Origin of the sequence: Fibrobacter sp., from assembly GCF_017551775.1 — a bacterium.
In the GTDB taxonomy this organism is placed as follows: domain Bacteria; phylum Fibrobacterota; class Fibrobacteria; order Fibrobacterales; family Fibrobacteraceae; genus Fibrobacter.
Genome location: NZ_JAFZKX010000051.1, coordinates 1 through 17,268 on the forward strand (window position 1 = coordinate 1; position 17,268 = coordinate 17,268).

The window sequence follows — 17,268 nt, forward strand, 5'->3', positions numbered from 1 at the left end:
CCACCCGCCCGAGCGTCACATGCCCGGGAGCAGTCTCAAAGAACCTGCACGTCGCCACCGGGTACCCGGCATCGAGCAGCACGATGTACTTCGTGCCGTCGCCATCGTGCTCGTCAAATTCCTCCCGCAGCGAAATATGGTGCTGTCGGTTCATGCCCTGAATGCGGACAGAATACGTCCCTGCGCGCTGCCATTCCTCTTCCGCCCGCAGGACTTCGATGCTATCGGTATCAAAATGCATATGCGATTCACAAAAAAAAACAAGTCTAATATAATTTATTAAAGAGACTCTCGCACGGAGAACCAACAAAAAAAAGGCATGCGGCCCCTAAAGACCGCATACCTAACAAACAAGATTTTAAATCAAGATTAGTGCACTTCGGAGAGGTTGTAACCCAGGTGCACACGGCCACCGTTGTTATTGTATCTCCTAATCTCAATTTTCAGCCTACCCGTATTGCTCTTCGTCGTAAAATCGACCAGTTCGAACGCATTCGGAGTCGACATGGACGAAGCCACCTGAGTCCAGGAATTGCTGCCAGCAGGAGCTTCATAGACAATCAAGTCAAGATCAAACGGAAGCCTACCGTTTGCAAGAACAAAGGAACCACTAACCAGCCAAGAAATGGCAGAACGATACCTCTGATTCGGCTTGACGCCTTCTTCATAGAATTCAATCTTATTAGAATTGAAGAAGTCTCCGTTATTGCCGGCCCAGTAACGAGAACGGTTGTAGTTATGCATTGCTCTTGCATCAGGAACAGCATTAGCAACAGCAGCCCCAACATGGTCTACAGCATCAACCTTATTATCTGGATCATGCGTTGCAGCATCGGTAATCGGAGTAATACTAGAGGTCAGCAACAACGCCTTGACAACTTCCGGATGCCACTTGTAGAACGGGAATGTTTTCATAAGCAATGCTACAGAACCAGCAGTGTACGCCGCAGCAGAAGCCGTTTGCATAGCATATGGCTTAAGAACTTCTGTTCGGTTATCCTTTTGTATTGATTTGACAGCCGCATTCGGGAAAAGCAAATCAGAGTAATTCGCGATTTCCGGCTTTATCATTTTGAAGGATGTAACAGGCAGCTTGGGATTCGTTACACTAGACGAATAATGATACGTCAAGTTGTTATGCACAGCACCAACAGTAATTACGTTTGCCGCCATGCCAGCATAATTAATCGAAGATCCCGTACGATAATTAAGATCACCTGCGGAAGCAATTTCGACAGTTCTTGTATCATAGACGAAATCATCAATATACGCACTAGTTTGGTTGTAAGTGGTCTTGTAGTCATCACCCACAGCGAAACTCACCGTACCAACATAGATTTGAGGATTCTCAGTATATCCACTGACTGGGAGAGCCAAATTCACGTTAGACGTATTATCGCACCATCTATCATAGACATAGATTTTCGACTTCGAGGCCAGCGCATTAATAGTCCGAATCGTCTTCGAAGTATTAACAACCTGTGCCGCTGTCGGAGCATGACAGCTAGCCTTAATCACATACTGAGCCGCAGGAACGACATTCACCTTCGTGTTAAGACCAACGCCATTTTCCGTAACGGCAATACCAATATCCTTGCCCGGGTTACCCGGCCTGATAAAGTAATTATACAGGTTCGAATTGATGGCGACATTCGTATATTTCCAGTAATTAATCATCTCATACTTAGGATCAAGATAACCATGTGAATTACGATAATTCGCATCAACAACATCGTTCACTTGGCAGGTTTCCTGCCCAGAGCATGCATTAGAAGCATTAGCCACATTATATAGGTTTTCGTTCACGGTATTGTTATACGCCACATTGTGTGCATTTATGTACGCTCCTCTAGGGCCATACCAGAAATCTTCATTTTCAGCAGCATTTGCTAAAGCAATATACTGGCTTTCTGTATTTACAACTGCACCATCATAAGTATACTTTTTCTGCATCGTGACGCCGCCGTTGCTATTGGCGTAGCCCCAATATTCAAAAGAACCGGTATGAGGAGTAACTGTTGCCGGATTTCCGTCTGCTTGTCTCATCAAAGCATTAGGCCCATAGCTCTTTTCACTCTTCAGATCAGCCTTCTGGCTAACCTGCTTCTTAACGTCCTTCACATAAGCCTTCGGCGTATTGCGCACGGAGGAAATATGACGGCCGAGAACGTCTGCTTTTGCAGTTTCTTCAGCAGCCTGGGCGCCAACAGCAAATGCAGCGCAAAGGAGTAAGGTGGAATATTTCTTTTTCATTTTTTCTCCTATTTGGATACATACAATCTTTAGAATCAACACATTCGTGAACTAACTCAAGATTGCCACTCAAATTTATCCAAATTTTTTTAATTTATCAACAAAACATTAAATAAATTAATCTTACAAAATAATTAAAAAACGGGTGTGTATAAACAACATTCAAACATATGCCATACAAATTTCATACAAATTTGTGTGTATTACAAGGTAATTATCTTTTCACTATTTGTGATAAAAAAGTATCGCGAACCACTTGTTTTTTTCTTGTTTTTTATGCATATTTAAGACGTAAAACAATCATTTTTCACAGGAGAAAATTCATGGCCAATTTAACGATTTCTTTAGACGACGAAGACAAAAAAAGCATCACAAAATTCTGCGATAGAATCGGGATTACAGTATCAGGTCTTTACAACGTTTTTACCAAGCAAGTACTTCGCGAAGGGCGCATTCCATTCGAAATTGGAGTAGAAGTTCACAACCATATTGCCGTAAACGAGCTAAACGAAAGACCATAAAAAAACATCAAAAAGAGCATATAGCAAAACGCTCCAGCGACTAACCGCTGAAGCGTTTTTTCTTTTAAAAATTTGGATTTCTTTATACTTCGCAGGCGAATTCTTCCATGCTCTTGCGCACCGGGTGCCTCGGCGAGGGGCCGCCGTCCGTCGGGTCGGCATAGCCGATATCCAAGAGACATGCGAGTTTCAAGTTATCCGGAAAATCAAACGCACTCTCGATGTAGGAGGCGTTGAATCCGCGTGCCCAAAGAGTCGCAAGCCCGAGGTCAGTCGCCTGCATCATCATCGAAGTGGTGACGATGCTAGCATCCATCACGCCACTATTGAAGTTGTCATTGTACTTTTCGGCGGTATAGCAGTTGGGCTCGTCGTAGCAGACCATGAGCACCACCGGGGCGTTGTAAGCCATGCGGGTAATGCCGCGGATCTTTTCGAGCGCTTCGGGCGACTTGATGACCTTCACGGTCACGGGCTGCGCATTGATGGCGGTCGGCGAAATGCGGCCAGCCTCGAGTACCTGCGCGAGTTTTTCGGGTTCTACCGCCTTATCAGTGAAGGCTCGGCAGCTGTAGCGGTTTTTCGCAAGTTCTATAAACGACATGGATACTCCTTGATTTGCCTTCTTAATATAAATTTTCTAGATTTGCGCGCATGAAGAATTTTTACGTTACAACCCCTATTTACTACGTTAACGACGCCCCGCATATCGGGCACTCCTACACGACAGTCCTCGCGGACATCCTCACCCGCTTCCACAAAATTCTCGGTTACCAGACGTTCTTCTTGACCGGTACCGACGAACATGGCCAGAAGGTGCAGCGTGCCGCCGCCAAGCGCGGTGTCGACCCGCAGGAACACGTGGACGAGTACTACCACCGCTTCGAAGACCTGTGGAAGAAGATGGGCATTTGCAATGACTTCTTTATCCGCACCACGATGCCGGAACACAAGGCCTTTGTGCAGGAATGCCTCCAGAAACTCTGGGACAAGGGCGAAATCTACTCGAAGGAATACGAGGGCTGGTACTCCGTCGGCGAAGAACGCTTCTTCGGCGAAGACGAACTCGACGAGAACAAGTGCGACCCCATCAGCCACCGCCCGGTGGAATGGCTCAAGGAAAAGAACTACTTCTTCAAGATGGGTTCTTACCAGCAGAAGCTGATTGACTTCCTCGAAAGCCACAAGGACTGGATTGTTCCGGACTACCGCTGGAACGAAATCCGCGGGTTCCTCCGCCAGCCGCTGAACGACCTTTGCATCAGCCGCCCGAAGATCCGCCTCAGCTGGGGCATTCCGCTCCCGTTCGACCAGGATTACGTGACTTACGTGTGGTTCGACGCGCTGCTCAACTACGTGAGCGCTTCCACCGCCTTCCACAAAACTTATGCCGACGGCACGCCGATCTGGCCCGCCACCTACCACCTCATCGGTAAGGACATCCTCACCACGCACAGCGTGTACTGGCCGACCATGCTCATGGCGCTCGACATTCCGCTCCCGCAGCACATCCTCGCCCACGGCTGGTGGCTCGTGAACGGCGGCGAAAAGATGAGCAAGTCCGCAGGCAACGTCGTGAACCCGATGGACTACATGGAAAAGTACGGCATCGACGCGTTCCGTTACTTCCTCGCCCGCGAAATGGTCGTCGGTCAGGACGCGAACTTCACGCACGACGGCTTTGTCCGCCGCATCAACAGCGACCTCGCGAACGACCTCGGCAACGTGCTGAACCGCGTGCACCGCCTGGTGCTCAACAACTTTGAAGGCAAGCTTCCCGCCCCCACCGCCATCGGTGACGCCGAGAAGGAAGTCATCGACCTCGCGAACAAGGTCATCGAAGAAATCAAGGAAGGCCTGCCGCAGGCCCGCCTCTCCCAGTCTATCGAGACCATCATGCAATTGGTGCGTAGCATCAACCGCTACCTCGAAGTCAAGGCCCCGTGGAAGCTTGCGAAGGACCCCGCCCTCAAGGACGAACTCGCAACCGTGCTCTACGTTTCTGCCGAAGCCGTGCGCCTCTCGCTCTCCCTGCTGTGGCCGGTAATTCCGGGCAAGGCCGAAGAAGGCCTCGCCATGATCGGTTGCAAGTTCCAGAGTGCCGACGACCTCGCCTGGGGTATCCTCAAGGGTGGTGAAGCATTCGGCGAAGGCAAGCCGCTCTTCCCGCGCATTGAAGAAGAAGTCAAGAAGCAGGAAGCCCAGCCGAAGCCCAAGCAGAACAAGCCGCTGATGGCTGCCGACGTGCCCGCCGCCATGGACATGCGCGTGGCCCAGATCAAGGAAGTAGCCGACCATCCGGATGCCACGAGCCTCTACGTGCTCAAGGTGGACGCCGGCGAAGGCGAACTCCGCACCATCTGCAGCGGCCTCAAGAACAGCTACAAGGCCGAAGAACTCCAGAACCGCAAGATTTTGCTGTTCGCAAACCTCAAGCCGAGCGCTCTCCGCGGCATCATGAGCCAGGGCATGCTCTTTGCCGGCGACCTCGACAACGAAGCGCACACCTGCAGGCTCGTCTCCGTGCCCGAAGACGCCAAGCCGGGTGACCGCGCCCTGTTCAAGGGAGTCGCCCCGAGCGAACCGCGTGAACTCAAGGTGAAGGACTTCGAGAAGATTGCGCTTTCCGTGAAGGGCGGCGCGGTGTTCTGCGATGCGCTTGCGCTCGAAGTGAACGGCAAGGCCGTGACCTGCGACGTGCAGGATGGTAATGGGGTCCACTAGTTATATAGAGACCGCCAGTTCAACCAACAACCACTTGTTTTAAATGCGAGTATTCCTTCTTGGAATACCGCATTTTTTGTTAGCAGCGTCACAAACAAGTGCATTTTATCTCCATTCCATTCACTTTCGTCAAAAACTCAGCGGACAAATTTCCTTTTTTTATTTTTAGCGGTATATTAGGGTTATGAGATTCTTCTACCTGACACTTATCGCGGTTCTTATCACGCTCAGCGGATGCACCATGCACCCGCCTTCAGCATCTGGCTTCATGGAAGCGATGGAACGCACGATTGACGGACCGGACAAGTACGGCGTCATCTCCGCTACGGCAAAGAAGAACAACTTCAGCATGTCGGCCGACGAATGGGAAATTCCTGTCGGCATCGAATACGTAAGCTCGACAAACAACGGTTTCGTCTCGGGCTTCGGACTCCTCCCCTCCCCGTATTTCGTCGCAGGTTTCGGCAACAAATACCTAGCTTCGCGAATCTGGGCTTCCGCCATATGGGTCGGCGTCACGGTAGCCATCATCTGCGCACCGGGATACTGCACTGACGACGAGGACGGCGACGACGCCAGTTACTCCTACGATTACGACAGCGACGACGATATCGTACTAGACAGTTGGTTAGCCGCGTGGACGGAACTATTCAGCGGAGGGTTTTCGCTCATACAGCAAATCCCCATCGGGAATGCATTGCGCATCGGCGTAGAAGAATACATCTGCCGCAACCTCTGGCTCAACTTCAGCAACTTCGGTGAACAGGAAGACTTCGGAAACGTCGAACTCGGTGTCGGAGGCTATGTCAGCTTCAGGCTCGGGATTCACAGGCTCTCGCTCGAAGCGCGCTACGCCATGCTCGATTTCAACCCGTCCAAGCCGCGCCTGACAGTAAGCCTCACCTACAACAACGCAATCAAGCTTTCGAGAACGCCTTAGGCAAAATACAGAAAGAAGCCGTCACGGCACGGCAATCTTGTAAATCTGCGGCCAGAACTTGCCCGTAACCCACAGGTACTTGCCATCGTAGGCAATCCCGTTCAGAACATCAATATTGCGGAAGTTCTTGTAGATTTCTCGCCCCTTCGAAGAAAAATCCAGATATTTCACGACCTTCCCGCTCGGAAGATCTATTACCGCAATAAGCGAAGACTGCCATATATTTGCATACAAAGTATTCCCGACAATTTCAAGTTCGTTCAGGTTCGTCACCGGCTTGCCGTCGTCGGTCACACGGATTGAGCCCACCACGTTGAAGGCCCCGAGCGCAATCTGCAGAAGTTCATCGCTGCCGTTGCTCATCAAGAGAGCGCTTTTCCAGTAAGTAAGCCCCCACCCCTCGGTCGGAATGCGGAACTCGCCCTTCGCACGGAAAGGTTTGCGGTTGTAGATAAAGGCCTTTCTGGATTTCCAGGTGAGGTAGAAGATGTCGTCGCCCACAGCGATGGAACCTTCCCCGAAATAGCGTTCCGCAAGTCGTGCGGAATCGAGAATCTTGCCCTCGGGAGTACGGCGGTACAGGCCGGATTCACCATACTGCCCTGTAGTTTCAATCAAGTCCTTGCCGTCAAAGAAAAGTCCCTGCGTAAAATGGGAAATTTCGTGCGGAATAGAATCAAGAATTTCAGGAACGACGCGCGGAGCACCGGCATAGGCCATAGACGCGAGAACAATGAGGGCAAGCAGATAAGAACGCATAAGCAAAAATTACTAATTTATGATATATGGGCGAACTCAGGACACCGGCCAAAGTCAAGATTATCGTGGGAATCCTCGCGAAGGATGCCCAATCAGTCGAGGCTGTCCGAGCCACGCTCCGCGAAAAATTTGGCGAAGAAGACCTGAACCTGGAGCCGTTCCCCTTCACGTTCACCAACTACTACATCGACGAAATCGGATGCGCCCCAGTCCGTGCTTTTTTCAGCTACGAGACGCTCGTGGAACGCGAAACCATCGTCGACATCAAGCTGTGGACAAACGATATCGAACTTGAAATCGCGAAGCAAAACGGCACTCCGGGACTAAGGCCGGTAAACCTTGACCCGGGCTACATGACCCTCGGGCAGTTCTTCCTCGCGACCACTAAGGACCAGCGCCAGCGCGTGTACATGCAGCGCGGCATATTCGTAGAACCGACGCTGTACTTCCAGGATGGGCATTTCCATGCCTTCGACTGGACCTATCGCGATTACCAGAGCGAAAAATACATTCAGTACCTGGAACAAGTTCGCGCCCGCCTCGCCTACCAGATGAGCACGGGCAAACCCTATAGACTTAGACGAGAATCAAAATGAATAAAAGGTCAATAGTCATCAGTCTGTGGTCATTGGCTTTTTATAACCGCGGCTTCGTCGCACAACTTTAAACTAACGACAAACAACTAATGACCAAGAACTAGATTATGAAAGCAGGAATATTCACAGTCATCCTTCTCATCATCAGCAACGTGTTCATGACCGCAGCCTGGTACGGGAACCTCAAGCTCAAGGAAATGCACATTTCGACCGACTGGCCGCTTATACTCGTGATTTTGGCCTCGTGGGGTGTCGCCCTCATCGAATACTTCTTCATGATTCCCGCGAACAATATCGGGAGCAAAATCAACGGCGGGCCCTTCAACCTGATGCAGCTCAAGGTCATCCAGGAAGCCATCTCCATCACGGTATTCACAGTCATCGCGACAACGGTCTTCAACAACGAAGCCCTCCAGTGGAACCACATCGTCGCCTTCGTCCTCATCATCGGAGCCGTTTTCTTCGCCTTCCTGAAATGAGTCTTTTGCGCACAAAAATCCGCGGCACATTCATTGTCACGCTAGTCCTCGCGATGGCGTGTCTCTACTCGAACGCGGATGCGGCAAAGGCAAAGAAGAAGAGCAAGCCCAAGGCGAGCAAACCGAAGCCCGCCCTGGCAGACACAAACAAAGTAATCATCGAAGCGAACGACCCCAAGGCATTTACCAAGGCCATACTTCTCGACAAGAAGGGGGTTGATTTCAAGGTCGTCGGTGAGCAGAAGAACAGTTCCCCGAAGCTCGTCGTCAAGGACAACAAGAACAAAGACTACCTCGACTTTTCGCAGATGCTCATCCCGATTACGCACAAGGCGCCTCTCGGCTCCAGGTACGGCGTCCGCGACCACAGGCTACACCGCGGTGTCGATGTCAGCGTCATCAAGGACGAGCCCGTAGTGGCGGCATTTCCGGGAACGGTCACCATATCGAAATACAACGAAGGCGGTTACGGGCATTACGTGCTTGTCGAACACGCAAACGGATTGTCAACGCTATACGGCCACCTTTCGGAACGGCTCGTGAAGGTCGGCGAAAAAGTTTTACCGGGCGATATCGTCGGGCTGGCCGGCAATACGGGAAGGTCTTCCGGAGCGCACCTGCATTTCGAAATCCGCTATGGCGATATCAATATCGATCCCGAAACAATCGTAGACTTCCCGAATTGGGAGCTCAAGCCCGGCGTCAATCGGGTTTCGAAAAAGAAAATCACGAGCGCGCACAACAACATGCAGCGCAAGCTCAACAAAGAGAACCGCTACACCGTCAAGAAGGGCGACACGCAGTGGAAAGTCGCCAAATGGTTCAACATCTCGGTCGAGGCGCTGTGCCGCCTCAACAACCTGAAGCCGGGAGCCCCGCTAAAAGTCGGTCAAAAACTGGTCGGAAGCAAGTGACGCGAAACGTGATGCCGAAGCCCGTTAGGGCAAGGGCATTACAGATTAACGAAGACCAAAAAACGCTTGCTTGAGTTCGCTTGTCGCAGTCTCCGGATCGGCCGCCTTCATAATTGCAGAAACGACGCAAATACCAGCGATTCCAGAATCTTTCAGAACGAAAATATTGTCCTTGTTGAGCCCGCCAATCGCATTCACGGGTATAGGGACAGCCTTCACGACGTCCTTGAGCGTTGCCACAGGAGTAATGACTGTATTCACATGAGTTGTCGTAGGGTAAATCGCACCGCAGCCCAAGTAATCTGCGCCCTGTTCATAGGCTTCGAGCGCCTGCGGCACGGTCTTGGTCGTTGCGCCGACAATTTTATCTGCACCCATCAGCTTGCGCGCCAGGTGCACCGGCATGTCGGACTGGCCCACATGAACTCCCTCGGCACCGATAGCGAGCGCCACGTCCACGCGGTCGTCGATAATCAACGGGATTCCGTAGCGTGCCGTAATCTCGTGAGTCGCTGCGGCAAGTTTCAGATACTCGCGGGTCGACTTGTCTTTTTCGCGCAACTGGATGATGGTCGCCCCGCCCTTGCAGGCCGCCTCCACCACTGGCAAAAAGCGTTCCTCGGGAACGCACGTGCTGTCAGTAATAAAATAAAGTGTCGTATCGAGGGATTTCATGCGCCAAAAAATAGCAAAAAGGGCCTAAAAAGTGCGATTTTCGAAAAAAAGCACAATATTTTTGAAAATAAAAGGCGCTTTAGCCACAAAAAAAAATTATTTTCTTAACATAAAGGACAGTTTTTGCAAAAGGATGCGAACAAAGCTTATGCAAAAGCAAAAAATGAGTAAAAGAGGCTTCACGCTAATTGAAGTCATGGTTGTTACTATCGTCATGGGTATTCTTGCCGGCGTGGCCGTACCCAGTATTTTCGGATTAGTCGAAAAATCCCGAGAAAAAGTCGACTTGACGAAGTTGTTCTACCTGCGCGACGCACTGAACAGGGCTTTGCTCGAAAGTGAGGACATCTTGTACAACAATGCTTCTGTAGCTGACGCAACTCTAGAGAAAGCACTAAAGAGTGAAACAGGCGTTGACTTGTTCATTCTAGAAATGCGTCCGGATCTTCCTGGCAATGTACAAAATAGGCACAGCAATATCAACCCTGGCTCCGAGATGAGCAAATTGGTCGGGAGCAGCGGAGTTTGGTATAACGCATTGAAAGAAGCCGGATTTACTGGGGTCGCAGACATCCTTATCGCAAGAGAGAGTGGAAATGCCTGGAAAAAAGACGGCGAGACATTTTATTCTCAGCCGTATACAGACTCTCGAGGAAAAACAGATTATCGAACCTATCCTAAAGAACAGTTGTTCATCAGCAGACTGTTAAACCGCGGAAAAGAAGCAGGCCCGAAACAAGGACAAACAAACTACCGAGTAAGGGTTAGTTTCCAGTGGAGCAGAATGGACGAGCATAGCCGATCCATAGAGGTGGCTTTGCTCCCTGCTGGGAAAAAAATGTGGCAAAAGAGTGGAAGAGGCAGTGCACTCGTCTCGGACCACGGTGTCTGCTTTTCGACCTATGGCCCGGCCGGTTGCGCCGATTACAAGTACTAATTTTTAAACGTACAAGTAGTCATTCAAGACGGGCTGCAAACCTTCGCCCGAAATATCGCTGTACATGGCGTTGAAGCTGCGGCCGTCGTTGATTTCGAACTGCTCGTCGCCGCCTTCCCCATCGTCCTTGCCGCTGTACTTGCTTTCGTGGTCACCAATGCCAGTTGAAACGCCGGCGGAGACCTTCGTCGCACAGATTTTCACAATGCCGTTGCGGAATTCCTTGCTTTCGCGGCTCGAGACCGTGATGCCCACGAACGGGAGGAAAATGCGGTAGGCACAGAGCACCTGGCAGAGTTCCTTCTCGTGCACGTCGAGCGGGTCAATCTTGTCGTTGTTGATGATGGGGCGCAGTCTCGGGCAGCTGAGGCTCATCTCGGCATGCGGATACTTCTTCTGCAGGTAATACACGTGAAGAGCGCTAGCGAGAGCGTCGCGGCGGAAGTCCGAAAGGCCGAGGAGAGCGGAGAACGCGACGCCGCGCATGCCCGCCATCAGGGCTCGTTCCTGCGAGTCGAAGCGGTACGGGAATACGCGCTTGTGGCCTAGCAGGTGGAGCTTTTCGAAGCGCACCTTGTCGTAGGTTTCCTGGAAGACGGTCACGTAGTCCACGCCGCATTCGTGCAGGTAGCGGTATTCATCCACGTTGACCGGGTAGACTTCCACGCCGACCATGCGGAAATACTTGCGGGCCAGCTTGCAGGCCTCGCCGATGTATTCCACGCTGCTCTTCGCGCGGCTTTCGCCGGTGAGGATCAGGATTTCTTCCATGCCGCTGTCGGCGATGACCTTCATCTCGTGTTCGATCTGCTCCATCGTGAGCTGCATGCGCTTGATATGGTTGTAGCAGTTGAACCCGCAGTAGACGCAGTAGTTCTCGCAATAGTTCGCGATGTAGAGCGGCGTGAAGAAATAGACGTTGTTGCCGAAGTGCTTGCTCGTCTCGATTTTCGCCTTCGCGGCCATCTGTTCCAGGTACGGGGCGGCGGCCGGAGAAAGAAGCGCCTTGAAATCTTCGAGCGTGCAGCGTTCATGTTCCAATGCGCGCTTCACGTCCTTGCCGGTGTACTTGGAGTAATCGTAGTTCTCGGACTGCGAGAGGACTTTTTCGGCGATGTCCGACTGGATGACTTCCATGCCGGGCAGGTAATCCATGATGTTGGTGCGAGCGCTCGGATCGGTTTCGATGCGGTGTTTCTTGGCGAGCGCACCTTCCGAAAGGTTCCCGGAATCGAACAGGTAGTTGTTGTCTTTCTTCTCTGAATTCATGGTATCAAGTGCCGGTCACTGGTTGTTGGTCACTGGTTACCGGTCGTTAGTTAGTCTCTTAAAAAACCGGTGAGCGGGTCGGAGGCGGAAGCCCCGCGCGTGAGAACGCGCCCAAGGCCTGCGAGGTAGGCCTTGCGACCCGCCTCGATAGCAAGCTTGAAACTCTGGGCCATCATCGGCAAGTCGCCCGCGGTAGCGAGGGCGGTATTCGCCATGATAGCGGCAGCACCCATTTCCATCGCAGCACAGGCTTCGGACGGTTTGCCGATACCCGCATCCACAATGATGGGCAAATCGATTTCGTCGATGAGGATCTGGATGAACTCGCGCGTGGAAAGGCCCTTGTTGGAACCAATCGGGGCAGCAAGCGGCATCACGGCTGCGGCACCCGCGTTAGCGAGGTCGCGCGCCACGTTCAAATCCGGGTACATATACGGCATCACCACGAAACCCTCCTTGGCGAGGGTTTCGGTCGCCTTGATAGTCTCGTAGTTATCAGGCAAAAGGTACTTCGTGTCGCGCATGATTTCAATCTTGACGAAATCACCGCAGCCGAGTTCGCGGGAAAGGCGCGCGATGCGGACCGCCTCGTCGGCGTTGCGGGCGCCGGACGTATTCGGCAACAGCGTCACGCCCTTCGGAATGTAGTCGAGGATATTCTCGTGATCCTTCGTGTTCGCACGGCGCACCGCCAGGGTCACAATCTGTGCCCCCGCATCGCGCACCGCGGCTTCAATCAACTTGAGGGAATACTTGCCGGAACCTAAAATAAAGCGGGAACTAAATTCATGACCGCCGATAACAAGTTTGTCGTTCATATGGCCTTCATTCTAATTTTTTTCGGGGAGAAATATAGAATTTTTCAGGAAAGAACCACTGATCCTGACCTGCGTCAGGATGACTTCGGGAATGCGGCTCTATTCCTGTCCAAGGATCAGGCGGATGGCGGTCAAGGCCTGGTGGGCGGCGCAGAGCATCACGCGCGGGGCTATCAACCCGATTCCGTCGGCAACATCGCTCCTGCCATCGCCGCAGACATAAAAGCGTTTCGTCACCTTGCGGGTCGAAATTTCATTCCCGCTGCCATAACCTGCCATGCCGGAGGCCGCAACCAAGAACTTTTCGGGCATCGTCTCGAGCACCGTATTCACAAGCGTCGCCTTCGATTCGGCGACATCGAACGCCTCGCAGATTACATCGGCTTTCGCAAGCAGCCTTGCCGCATTTTCGGCAGTCAACTTTTCAAAATACGTCTCGTACTCCGTGTAAGGCGCAATCTCTTTCAGGTTCGCAAGCAAAGCGTCCGGCTTAGGAAGCCCCACCTGATTCGCCCTGTACTGCTGGCGATGAAGGTTCGTCACGTCGACGCAATCAAAATCCACCAGAATCAACTTCCCTACACCGGCACGCGCCAATGAAATCGCGATGTTCGAGCCGAGACCGCCCAGCCCGCAAACGGCAACCGTCGCCGCCTGCAACTTGCGAACGGCATCAGCACCTTGCCGCATCTCGAGTGCGGCAAACATCTCTTCGCGGGAAGGCATGCGGGAATCCATCACCCGCCACCTACAAAGTTCACGACTTCGACGACATCTCCATCGGCCAAAAGCGTTTCGGCATATTTGGCCTTCGGGACAATTTCCTCATTGCGTTCCACAGCAATCCGCGCAGTATTGTAGCCGGCTTCAGCGAGATACTGGGCGACTGATTTGCCAGCGGCATCGACCGATTGTCCGTTAATCGTTAGCATCTGCGTTCCTACTTTATTTTAGCGCCTTTCGAGCAACCCTAGTTTAAAGATTTTTAGGCAAATATAACAAAGCATTCCTCTCGTTTCGCAGGGGAAAAGCGTTCATAGAGTCTGTAAATCGATTCAATCCCCCAAACGGCCCCTACAACGTCGCTTCATTAAAAAAGGTATTAAAAGATTCACCCATCATGCCCAGAGTGTAAATTTCGTCTTTACATAAATAAATCACGTGTCGTCATTCACATTCACAAGCATTACAACATTGTACAAAGCGCTTTAAACCAGCATACACAAACCACACATCATGAGTTTGTTAAAAATCTTGTTAATTTATTCCCATAAAAATTACTTTACACAAACACAAAATAACTTATATTTGCGGTCCATCACAACCATAAAAAAAAGGATTACAAATGAATAAAAAGATCATTCTATCAGCACTACTAGTGTTAGGAATCTCCTCAAGTTTTGCAGTACCCCATCCAAGAATAGGCGTCATCTCAGAAAAGTGTTCAGGATCTGGCGACAATCAAAAAAACGGAGTTTTCATCGCACTTGACACAGAAAACAGCAATGACAAATCAGAAGTTATAACCAACTTAACTACAATTAGTCACATTTATTATACTAGTGGACATATGATTTTCCGTTATTGCGCAATCAATCTTTTAGAAGACGCAATGCCTAAAACAAAATACGACTACATTGTTCTTCAACTAGACCAAAAATGTCCAAGCGGGACATATCCGTTTACACGTCATCATGACACTCAAGACGGCGGAAAAAATTATAATATCGGAGCTTTATTATGGCCCAGCGTCATTAACGAAAGTACTGCAGATTTGAAATACTGTTTCGTACCCAAAGACAGCAAGTCGAAACTTTCTCATCCGTTTGAAAATTACCCCTCCTCAGAAGTTCCTTCCCAATACGGAGTTTTCGCAAACCCTTTTCACATCACTCATGCCATAAACACCCTTTATTACTATGTCATTCACCTCGATGAAGAAGACTCCAATAACGGCACCAAATTTATTTGGGGAAAAGACATAGAAAAGAACACTGCCATCCAAAATCGCATTCAGAAAATAATTTATGGAGAGGACAATACATATTACCTAGCAACATTGTGGCCAGCTCCAACGCAGAATGCGGCTAAATCGGCAAACGCAAAAAATGTCGATACGCCCAAAGTTGAACTCAAGCCGGCTTCCGCAGAAATCAAGAGCATCGATTACACCGCTATCGTCTTCGAACTCAAATCTGCCGGCAGCGCAAAGATTTCCATCAAGAATCTCAATGGTACCGAAGTCGCCAAGTTCAACGAACAGAACCTTGATGCCGGCATCCATACCCTCAATTGGGATTCTGGAATCATGATGCCTCGCGGCCGCTACATCGTGACCATTCAGCACAATGGTTCTGTTAAAGCAAAGAGCATCATACTGAAGTAACCTTGAATTAAATCAATTTCTCTATCATAAAAAGGTTTTCTCCCATATGGAGGAAACCCTTTTTTTATGGTATATAATCAGAACAGCACCCTGTAGCGAATCTGCTTAGAATAGCGGCGGCCCTTCAGGTCGCGGTACCCTCCGGCTTTTTGCGAACGCAAATCATCGCGATACACAGCGGGTCGCGTCACATTCCGGATAGCTATGGAGCTCGTATCCTTCACTCCTTCATCGAACTTGATGTTACCCAAGAGAGTTTCGCCGCCGAGACCTTCCGCCGTCAGGTAGAAGTCCTGCACGCCCTTCAATTCGGGCATGTTGCTGCAGCGCACGTCCACCCACTTGGAGGCATCGCCCGCCGAGGGCAATTCGCATTTCGAAATCACTTCGCCCTTCTTGCTTTCCTTGCGGATATTCAATATGCCGCCGGCTCCATTTTTCACCTGCACGAGCACACCCGGGCCAACGATGGAATCCGTAATCACGTTCTCGAAAATCGCATAACCGCCATCCTTGATGGCGAACTCGTCGTTCTCGGTTAACCGCACGCGGATTCCGTTGTCAAAACCGTTCGCAGGAATCGTGTCGCGGATGATGCGTAAAAAGTCGAGCCTGTCGAGTTCCGCATAATGCTTGCCCTTCGTAATCTCGATGAAATTCGAGCCGCGCTTGAGTTTCGTCGGGATATACACGACGGACTTCTCGGGGAATTCGCTCCATGCGCCCGTCAACGGCAGCTCAATTTCCTGCTTCTTGCCGTTGATGCTCACAAAATGCGAGCTACCGTTAGCGCCGTCTTCGGTCCAGTTGTTATCGTAACGGTAACGGATCAGGTAATCGCCCGCCTGCGGAATAATCATCGGCAAACGAATCTTGCTGTCTTCATAGTTGATATAGGCGCAGAACTCGCCATTCGAGGCCTTGGAACTGCTGGAAATATCCACATGCGTCAAGGCACCGTGTTCCGCTTCGGCACTCAGATAACGCCCCAGGAAGGGCTGTCCGAGTTCAGGCCAATTGTCATCGGTATAGACGATGTCGCGGACCTGTATGTAGGAATTTCCGCCGTCGTTCTTGTCGTAGTAATGGTTCACAAAGCGCTGACGGTTCACGTCTTCAAACGCCTCGCCACCCGCCGGCCCGTAGTAACGCCCGTAGCGGCTCAACAGAATCGTTCCGCCACCATCCAGCAACCTTTTGCCGGACTTGTCGACATAGCCGCTGGTAATCGATTTGGAACGCCCGACCGTCGTCTTGTAAGAATTATTCTCGAGGTCAGCGCCCTTCTTGCAACAGTTATCCCATGCGGTGAACAAGTAGTAGTAGCCGTTGTGCTCAATGAGGCTTGCGCCTTCGATGCCCGAGCCACCGCGGTTCGCGATATTAATCATCTTCGCGCCGTTCTTCACCTTGCCCGTCGTCTCGTCGAGTTCGAGGATATGGATACCCGTGCCCCACGAACCGAAAGCCATCCAGACCTTTCCATCCAAGTCTTTGAGGACAGCCGCGTCAATCGCGTTGTACGAATCGCTCTTGACCGTGTGAATGACTTCCCCCTGGTCTGTCCAGCCGTAATCGGGCTTGGTCGGGTCGATTTCCTTGCTCGACATGAAGCCCATTCCCGACGAGCGAATGCCCATTTCGGAACCGCAATAGTACATGCGGTATTCACCACCGACGTAGTGAATGTCGGGAGCCCAGATGTCGATCATGTTCGGGGCATACTTGTAAAGCCACTGCGAGAACTTCGGCATTGCCTGGTCACCGTTTTTCCAGTTCAGCGCATCTTCGGAAAACTGCATGAGCATGTGGTTGTCCGTCGTCGCAAGCGCATAGCCGTCTTCGTAACGGATGATATCCGGATCGTGCCCGGCCCAGCGAGTCTCCTTCGCATACCAATCGGCAGCAAGAGTCACCTGCGCGCACAAAGCAACGGAAAGCACAAATACAGAGCCCAATCCCTTCATAAAGACCTCGTTTTCAAAATCCCAATCACA

At 51.1% G+C, this 17,268-nt stretch carries 17 protein-coding genes and 1 pseudogene; 8 read left to right on the forward strand and 10 right to left on the reverse strand.

Annotation, left to right across the window (positions count from 1 at the left end):
* Together IK012_RS05965 and IK012_RS05970 are read right to left on the reverse strand one after the other, a co-directional pair.
* Window positions 1-241, reverse strand: a pseudogene (locus IK012_RS05965) (N-acetyltransferase); the annotation flags it as partial.
* A 128-nt stretch (window positions 242-369) separates the two neighbouring features.
* On the reverse strand, window positions 370-2,253 hold the full coding sequence (locus IK012_RS05970; protein WP_290951866.1) for a S8 family serine peptidase: 1,884 nt from the start codon (window positions 2,251-2,253) through the stop codon (window positions 370-372).
* 323 nt (window positions 2,254-2,576) lie between these two features.
* Here IK012_RS05970 and IK012_RS05975 point away from each other — a divergent pair, with 323 nt between their 5' ends.
* The gene (locus IK012_RS05975; RefSeq protein WP_290951868.1) at window positions 2,577-2,774 is read left to right on the forward strand and encodes a type II toxin-antitoxin system RelB/DinJ family antitoxin; all 198 of its coding nucleotides are present in this window, start codon (window positions 2,577-2,579) and stop codon (window positions 2,772-2,774) included.
* 82 nt (window positions 2,775-2,856) lie between these two features.
* Here the strand turns inward: IK012_RS05975 and IK012_RS05980 are convergent, their stop codons facing one another.
* Window positions 2,857-3,378 carry a nitroreductase family protein gene (locus IK012_RS05980; RefSeq protein ID WP_290951871.1) on the reverse strand — a complete coding sequence of 174 codons (522 nt, stop codon included), beginning with the start codon at window positions 3,376-3,378 and terminating at the stop codon, window positions 2,857-2,859.
* 50 nt (window positions 3,379-3,428) lie between these two features.
* On the opposite strand from IK012_RS05980, the gene metG reads away from it, so the two are divergent.
* Window positions 3,429-5,498 carry a methionine--tRNA ligase gene (gene metG, locus IK012_RS05985; RefSeq protein ID WP_290951874.1) on the forward strand — a complete coding sequence of 690 codons (2,070 nt, stop codon included), beginning with the start codon at window positions 3,429-3,431 and terminating at the stop codon, window positions 5,496-5,498.
* A gap of 184 nt (window positions 5,499-5,682) precedes the next feature.
* Window positions 5,683-6,438, forward strand: a complete 756-nt coding sequence (locus IK012_RS05990) for a hypothetical protein (RefSeq protein WP_290951876.1) — start codon at window positions 5,683-5,685, stop codon at window positions 6,436-6,438.
* A gap of 21 nt (window positions 6,439-6,459) precedes the next feature.
* Here IK012_RS05990 and IK012_RS05995 read toward each other — a convergent pair whose 3' ends face one another.
* On the reverse strand, window positions 6,460-7,197 hold the full coding sequence (locus IK012_RS05995) for a glutaminyl-peptide cyclotransferase (protein ID WP_290951879.1): 738 nt from the start codon (window positions 7,195-7,197) through the stop codon (window positions 6,460-6,462).
* 26 nt (window positions 7,198-7,223) lie between these two features.
* Between IK012_RS05995 and IK012_RS06000 the strand changes: the two genes are divergently transcribed.
* The 3 genes from IK012_RS06000 to IK012_RS06010 all read left to right on the forward strand — a co-directional run bounded on the left by IK012_RS06000 (window position 7,224) and on the right by IK012_RS06010 (window position 9,186).
* A complete protein-coding gene (locus tag IK012_RS06000; protein ID WP_290951882.1) occupies window positions 7,224-7,793 on the forward strand; it encodes a DUF4416 family protein in 570 nt (189 codons plus the stop codon).
* A 107-nt stretch (window positions 7,794-7,900) separates the two neighbouring features.
* Window positions 7,901-8,272: a DMT family protein gene (locus IK012_RS06005; protein ID WP_173343803.1), complete on the forward strand. Its 372-nt coding sequence runs from the start codon at window positions 7,901-7,903 to the stop codon at window positions 8,270-8,272.
* Window positions 8,269-9,186, forward strand: a complete 918-nt coding sequence (locus tag IK012_RS06010) for a M23 family metallopeptidase (protein ID WP_290951889.1) — start codon at window positions 8,269-8,271, stop codon at window positions 9,184-9,186. The genes IK012_RS06005 and IK012_RS06010 overlap by 4 nt, the downstream gene beginning before the upstream one ends.
* Before the next feature lie 45 nt (window positions 9,187-9,231).
* Here the strand turns inward: IK012_RS06010 and thiE are convergent, their stop codons facing one another.
* Window positions 9,232-9,861 carry a thiamine phosphate synthase gene (gene thiE, locus IK012_RS06015; RefSeq protein WP_290951892.1) on the reverse strand — a complete coding sequence of 210 codons (630 nt, stop codon included), beginning with the start codon at window positions 9,859-9,861 and terminating at the stop codon, window positions 9,232-9,234.
* A 133-nt stretch (window positions 9,862-9,994) separates the two neighbouring features.
* On the opposite strand from thiE, the gene IK012_RS06020 reads away from it, so the two are divergent.
* Window positions 9,995-10,798 (forward strand): type II secretion system protein, encoded by an 804-nt coding sequence (locus tag IK012_RS06020; protein WP_290951895.1) that lies wholly within the window; start codon window positions 9,995-9,997, stop codon window positions 10,796-10,798.
* 3 nt (window positions 10,799-10,801) lie between these two features.
* Here IK012_RS06020 and thiH read toward each other — a convergent pair whose 3' ends face one another.
* The 4 genes from thiH to thiS form a co-directional block, all read right to left on the reverse strand.
* Window positions 10,802-12,067, reverse strand: a complete 1,266-nt coding sequence (gene thiH, locus IK012_RS06025; RefSeq protein ID WP_290951898.1) for a 2-iminoacetate synthase ThiH — start codon at window positions 12,065-12,067, stop codon at window positions 10,802-10,804.
* A 50-nt stretch (window positions 12,068-12,117) separates the two neighbouring features.
* Window positions 12,118-12,885 (reverse strand): thiazole synthase, encoded by a 768-nt coding sequence (locus tag IK012_RS06030; RefSeq protein WP_173343808.1) that lies wholly within the window; start codon window positions 12,883-12,885, stop codon window positions 12,118-12,120.
* Window positions 12,886-12,984: 99 nt separating this feature from the next.
* Entirely contained in the window at window positions 12,985-13,623 is a 639-nt protein-coding gene (gene thiF / locus IK012_RS06035) for a thiamine biosynthesis protein ThiF (protein ID WP_290951901.1), read from the reverse strand.
* Complete coding sequence (gene thiS / locus IK012_RS06040) at window positions 13,623-13,817, reverse strand: sulfur carrier protein ThiS (protein ID WP_290951904.1); 195 nt, start codon at window positions 13,815-13,817, stop codon at window positions 13,623-13,625. Before thiS ends, thiF begins: the two co-directional genes overlap by 1 nt.
* A gap of 413 nt (window positions 13,818-14,230) precedes the next feature.
* On the opposite strand from thiS, the gene IK012_RS06045 reads away from it, so the two are divergent.
* A complete protein-coding gene (locus IK012_RS06045) occupies window positions 14,231-15,271 on the forward strand; it encodes a FlgD immunoglobulin-like domain containing protein (protein WP_290951907.1) in 1,041 nt (346 codons plus the stop codon).
* Window positions 15,272-15,348: 77 nt separating this feature from the next.
* Here IK012_RS06045 and IK012_RS06050 read toward each other — a convergent pair whose 3' ends face one another.
* Window positions 15,349-17,238, reverse strand: a complete 1,890-nt coding sequence (locus IK012_RS06050) for a family 43 glycosylhydrolase (protein WP_290951911.1) — start codon at window positions 17,236-17,238, stop codon at window positions 15,349-15,351.
* Window positions 17,239-17,268 lie beyond the last annotated feature (30 nt).

Coding starts and splice junctions, on each gene's coding strand:
- IK012_RS05970 (WP_290951866.1), bottom strand. CDS start 2,253: ATGAAAAAGAAATATTCCACCTTACTCCTTTGCGCTGCATTTGCTGTT.
- IK012_RS05995 (WP_290951879.1), bottom strand. CDS start 7,197: ATGCGTTCTTATCTGCTTGCCCTCATTGTTCTCGCGTCTATGGCCTAT.
- thiH (WP_290951898.1), bottom strand. CDS start 12,067: ATGAATTCAGAGAAGAAAGACAACAACTACCTGTTCGATTCCGGGAAC.
- thiS (WP_290951904.1), bottom strand. CDS start 13,817: ATGCTAACGATTAACGGACAATCGGTCGATGCCGCTGGCAAATCAGTC.
- thiF (WP_290951901.1), bottom strand. CDS start 13,623: ATGGATTCCCGCATGCCTTCCCGCGAAGAGATGTTTGCCGCACTCGAG.
- IK012_RS06045 (WP_290951907.1), top strand. CDS start 14,231: ATGAATAAAAAGATCATTCTATCAGCACTACTAGTGTTAGGAATCTCC.
- IK012_RS06020 (WP_290951895.1), top strand. CDS start 9,995: ATGCGAACAAAGCTTATGCAAAAGCAAAAAATGAGTAAAAGAGGCTTC.
- IK012_RS06000 (WP_290951882.1), top strand. CDS start 7,224: ATGGGCGAACTCAGGACACCGGCCAAAGTCAAGATTATCGTGGGAATC.
- IK012_RS06005 (WP_173343803.1), top strand. CDS start 7,901: ATGAAAGCAGGAATATTCACAGTCATCCTTCTCATCATCAGCAACGTG.
- thiE (WP_290951892.1), bottom strand. CDS start 9,861: ATGAAATCCCTCGATACGACACTTTATTTTATTACTGACAGCACGTGC.
- IK012_RS05975 (WP_290951868.1), top strand. CDS start 2,577: ATGGCCAATTTAACGATTTCTTTAGACGACGAAGACAAAAAAAGCATC.
- IK012_RS06010 (WP_290951889.1), top strand. CDS start 8,269: ATGAGTCTTTTGCGCACAAAAATCCGCGGCACATTCATTGTCACGCTA.
- IK012_RS05980 (WP_290951871.1), bottom strand. CDS start 3,378: ATGTCGTTTATAGAACTTGCGAAAAACCGCTACAGCTGCCGAGCCTTC.
- IK012_RS06050 (WP_290951911.1), bottom strand. CDS start 17,238: ATGAAGGGATTGGGCTCTGTATTTGTGCTTTCCGTTGCTTTGTGCGCG.
- IK012_RS05990 (WP_290951876.1), top strand. CDS start 5,683: ATGAGATTCTTCTACCTGACACTTATCGCGGTTCTTATCACGCTCAGC.
- IK012_RS06030 (WP_173343808.1), bottom strand. CDS start 12,885: ATGAACGACAAACTTGTTATCGGCGGTCATGAATTTAGTTCCCGCTTT.
- metG (WP_290951874.1), top strand. CDS start 3,429: ATGAAGAATTTTTACGTTACAACCCCTATTTACTACGTTAACGACGCC.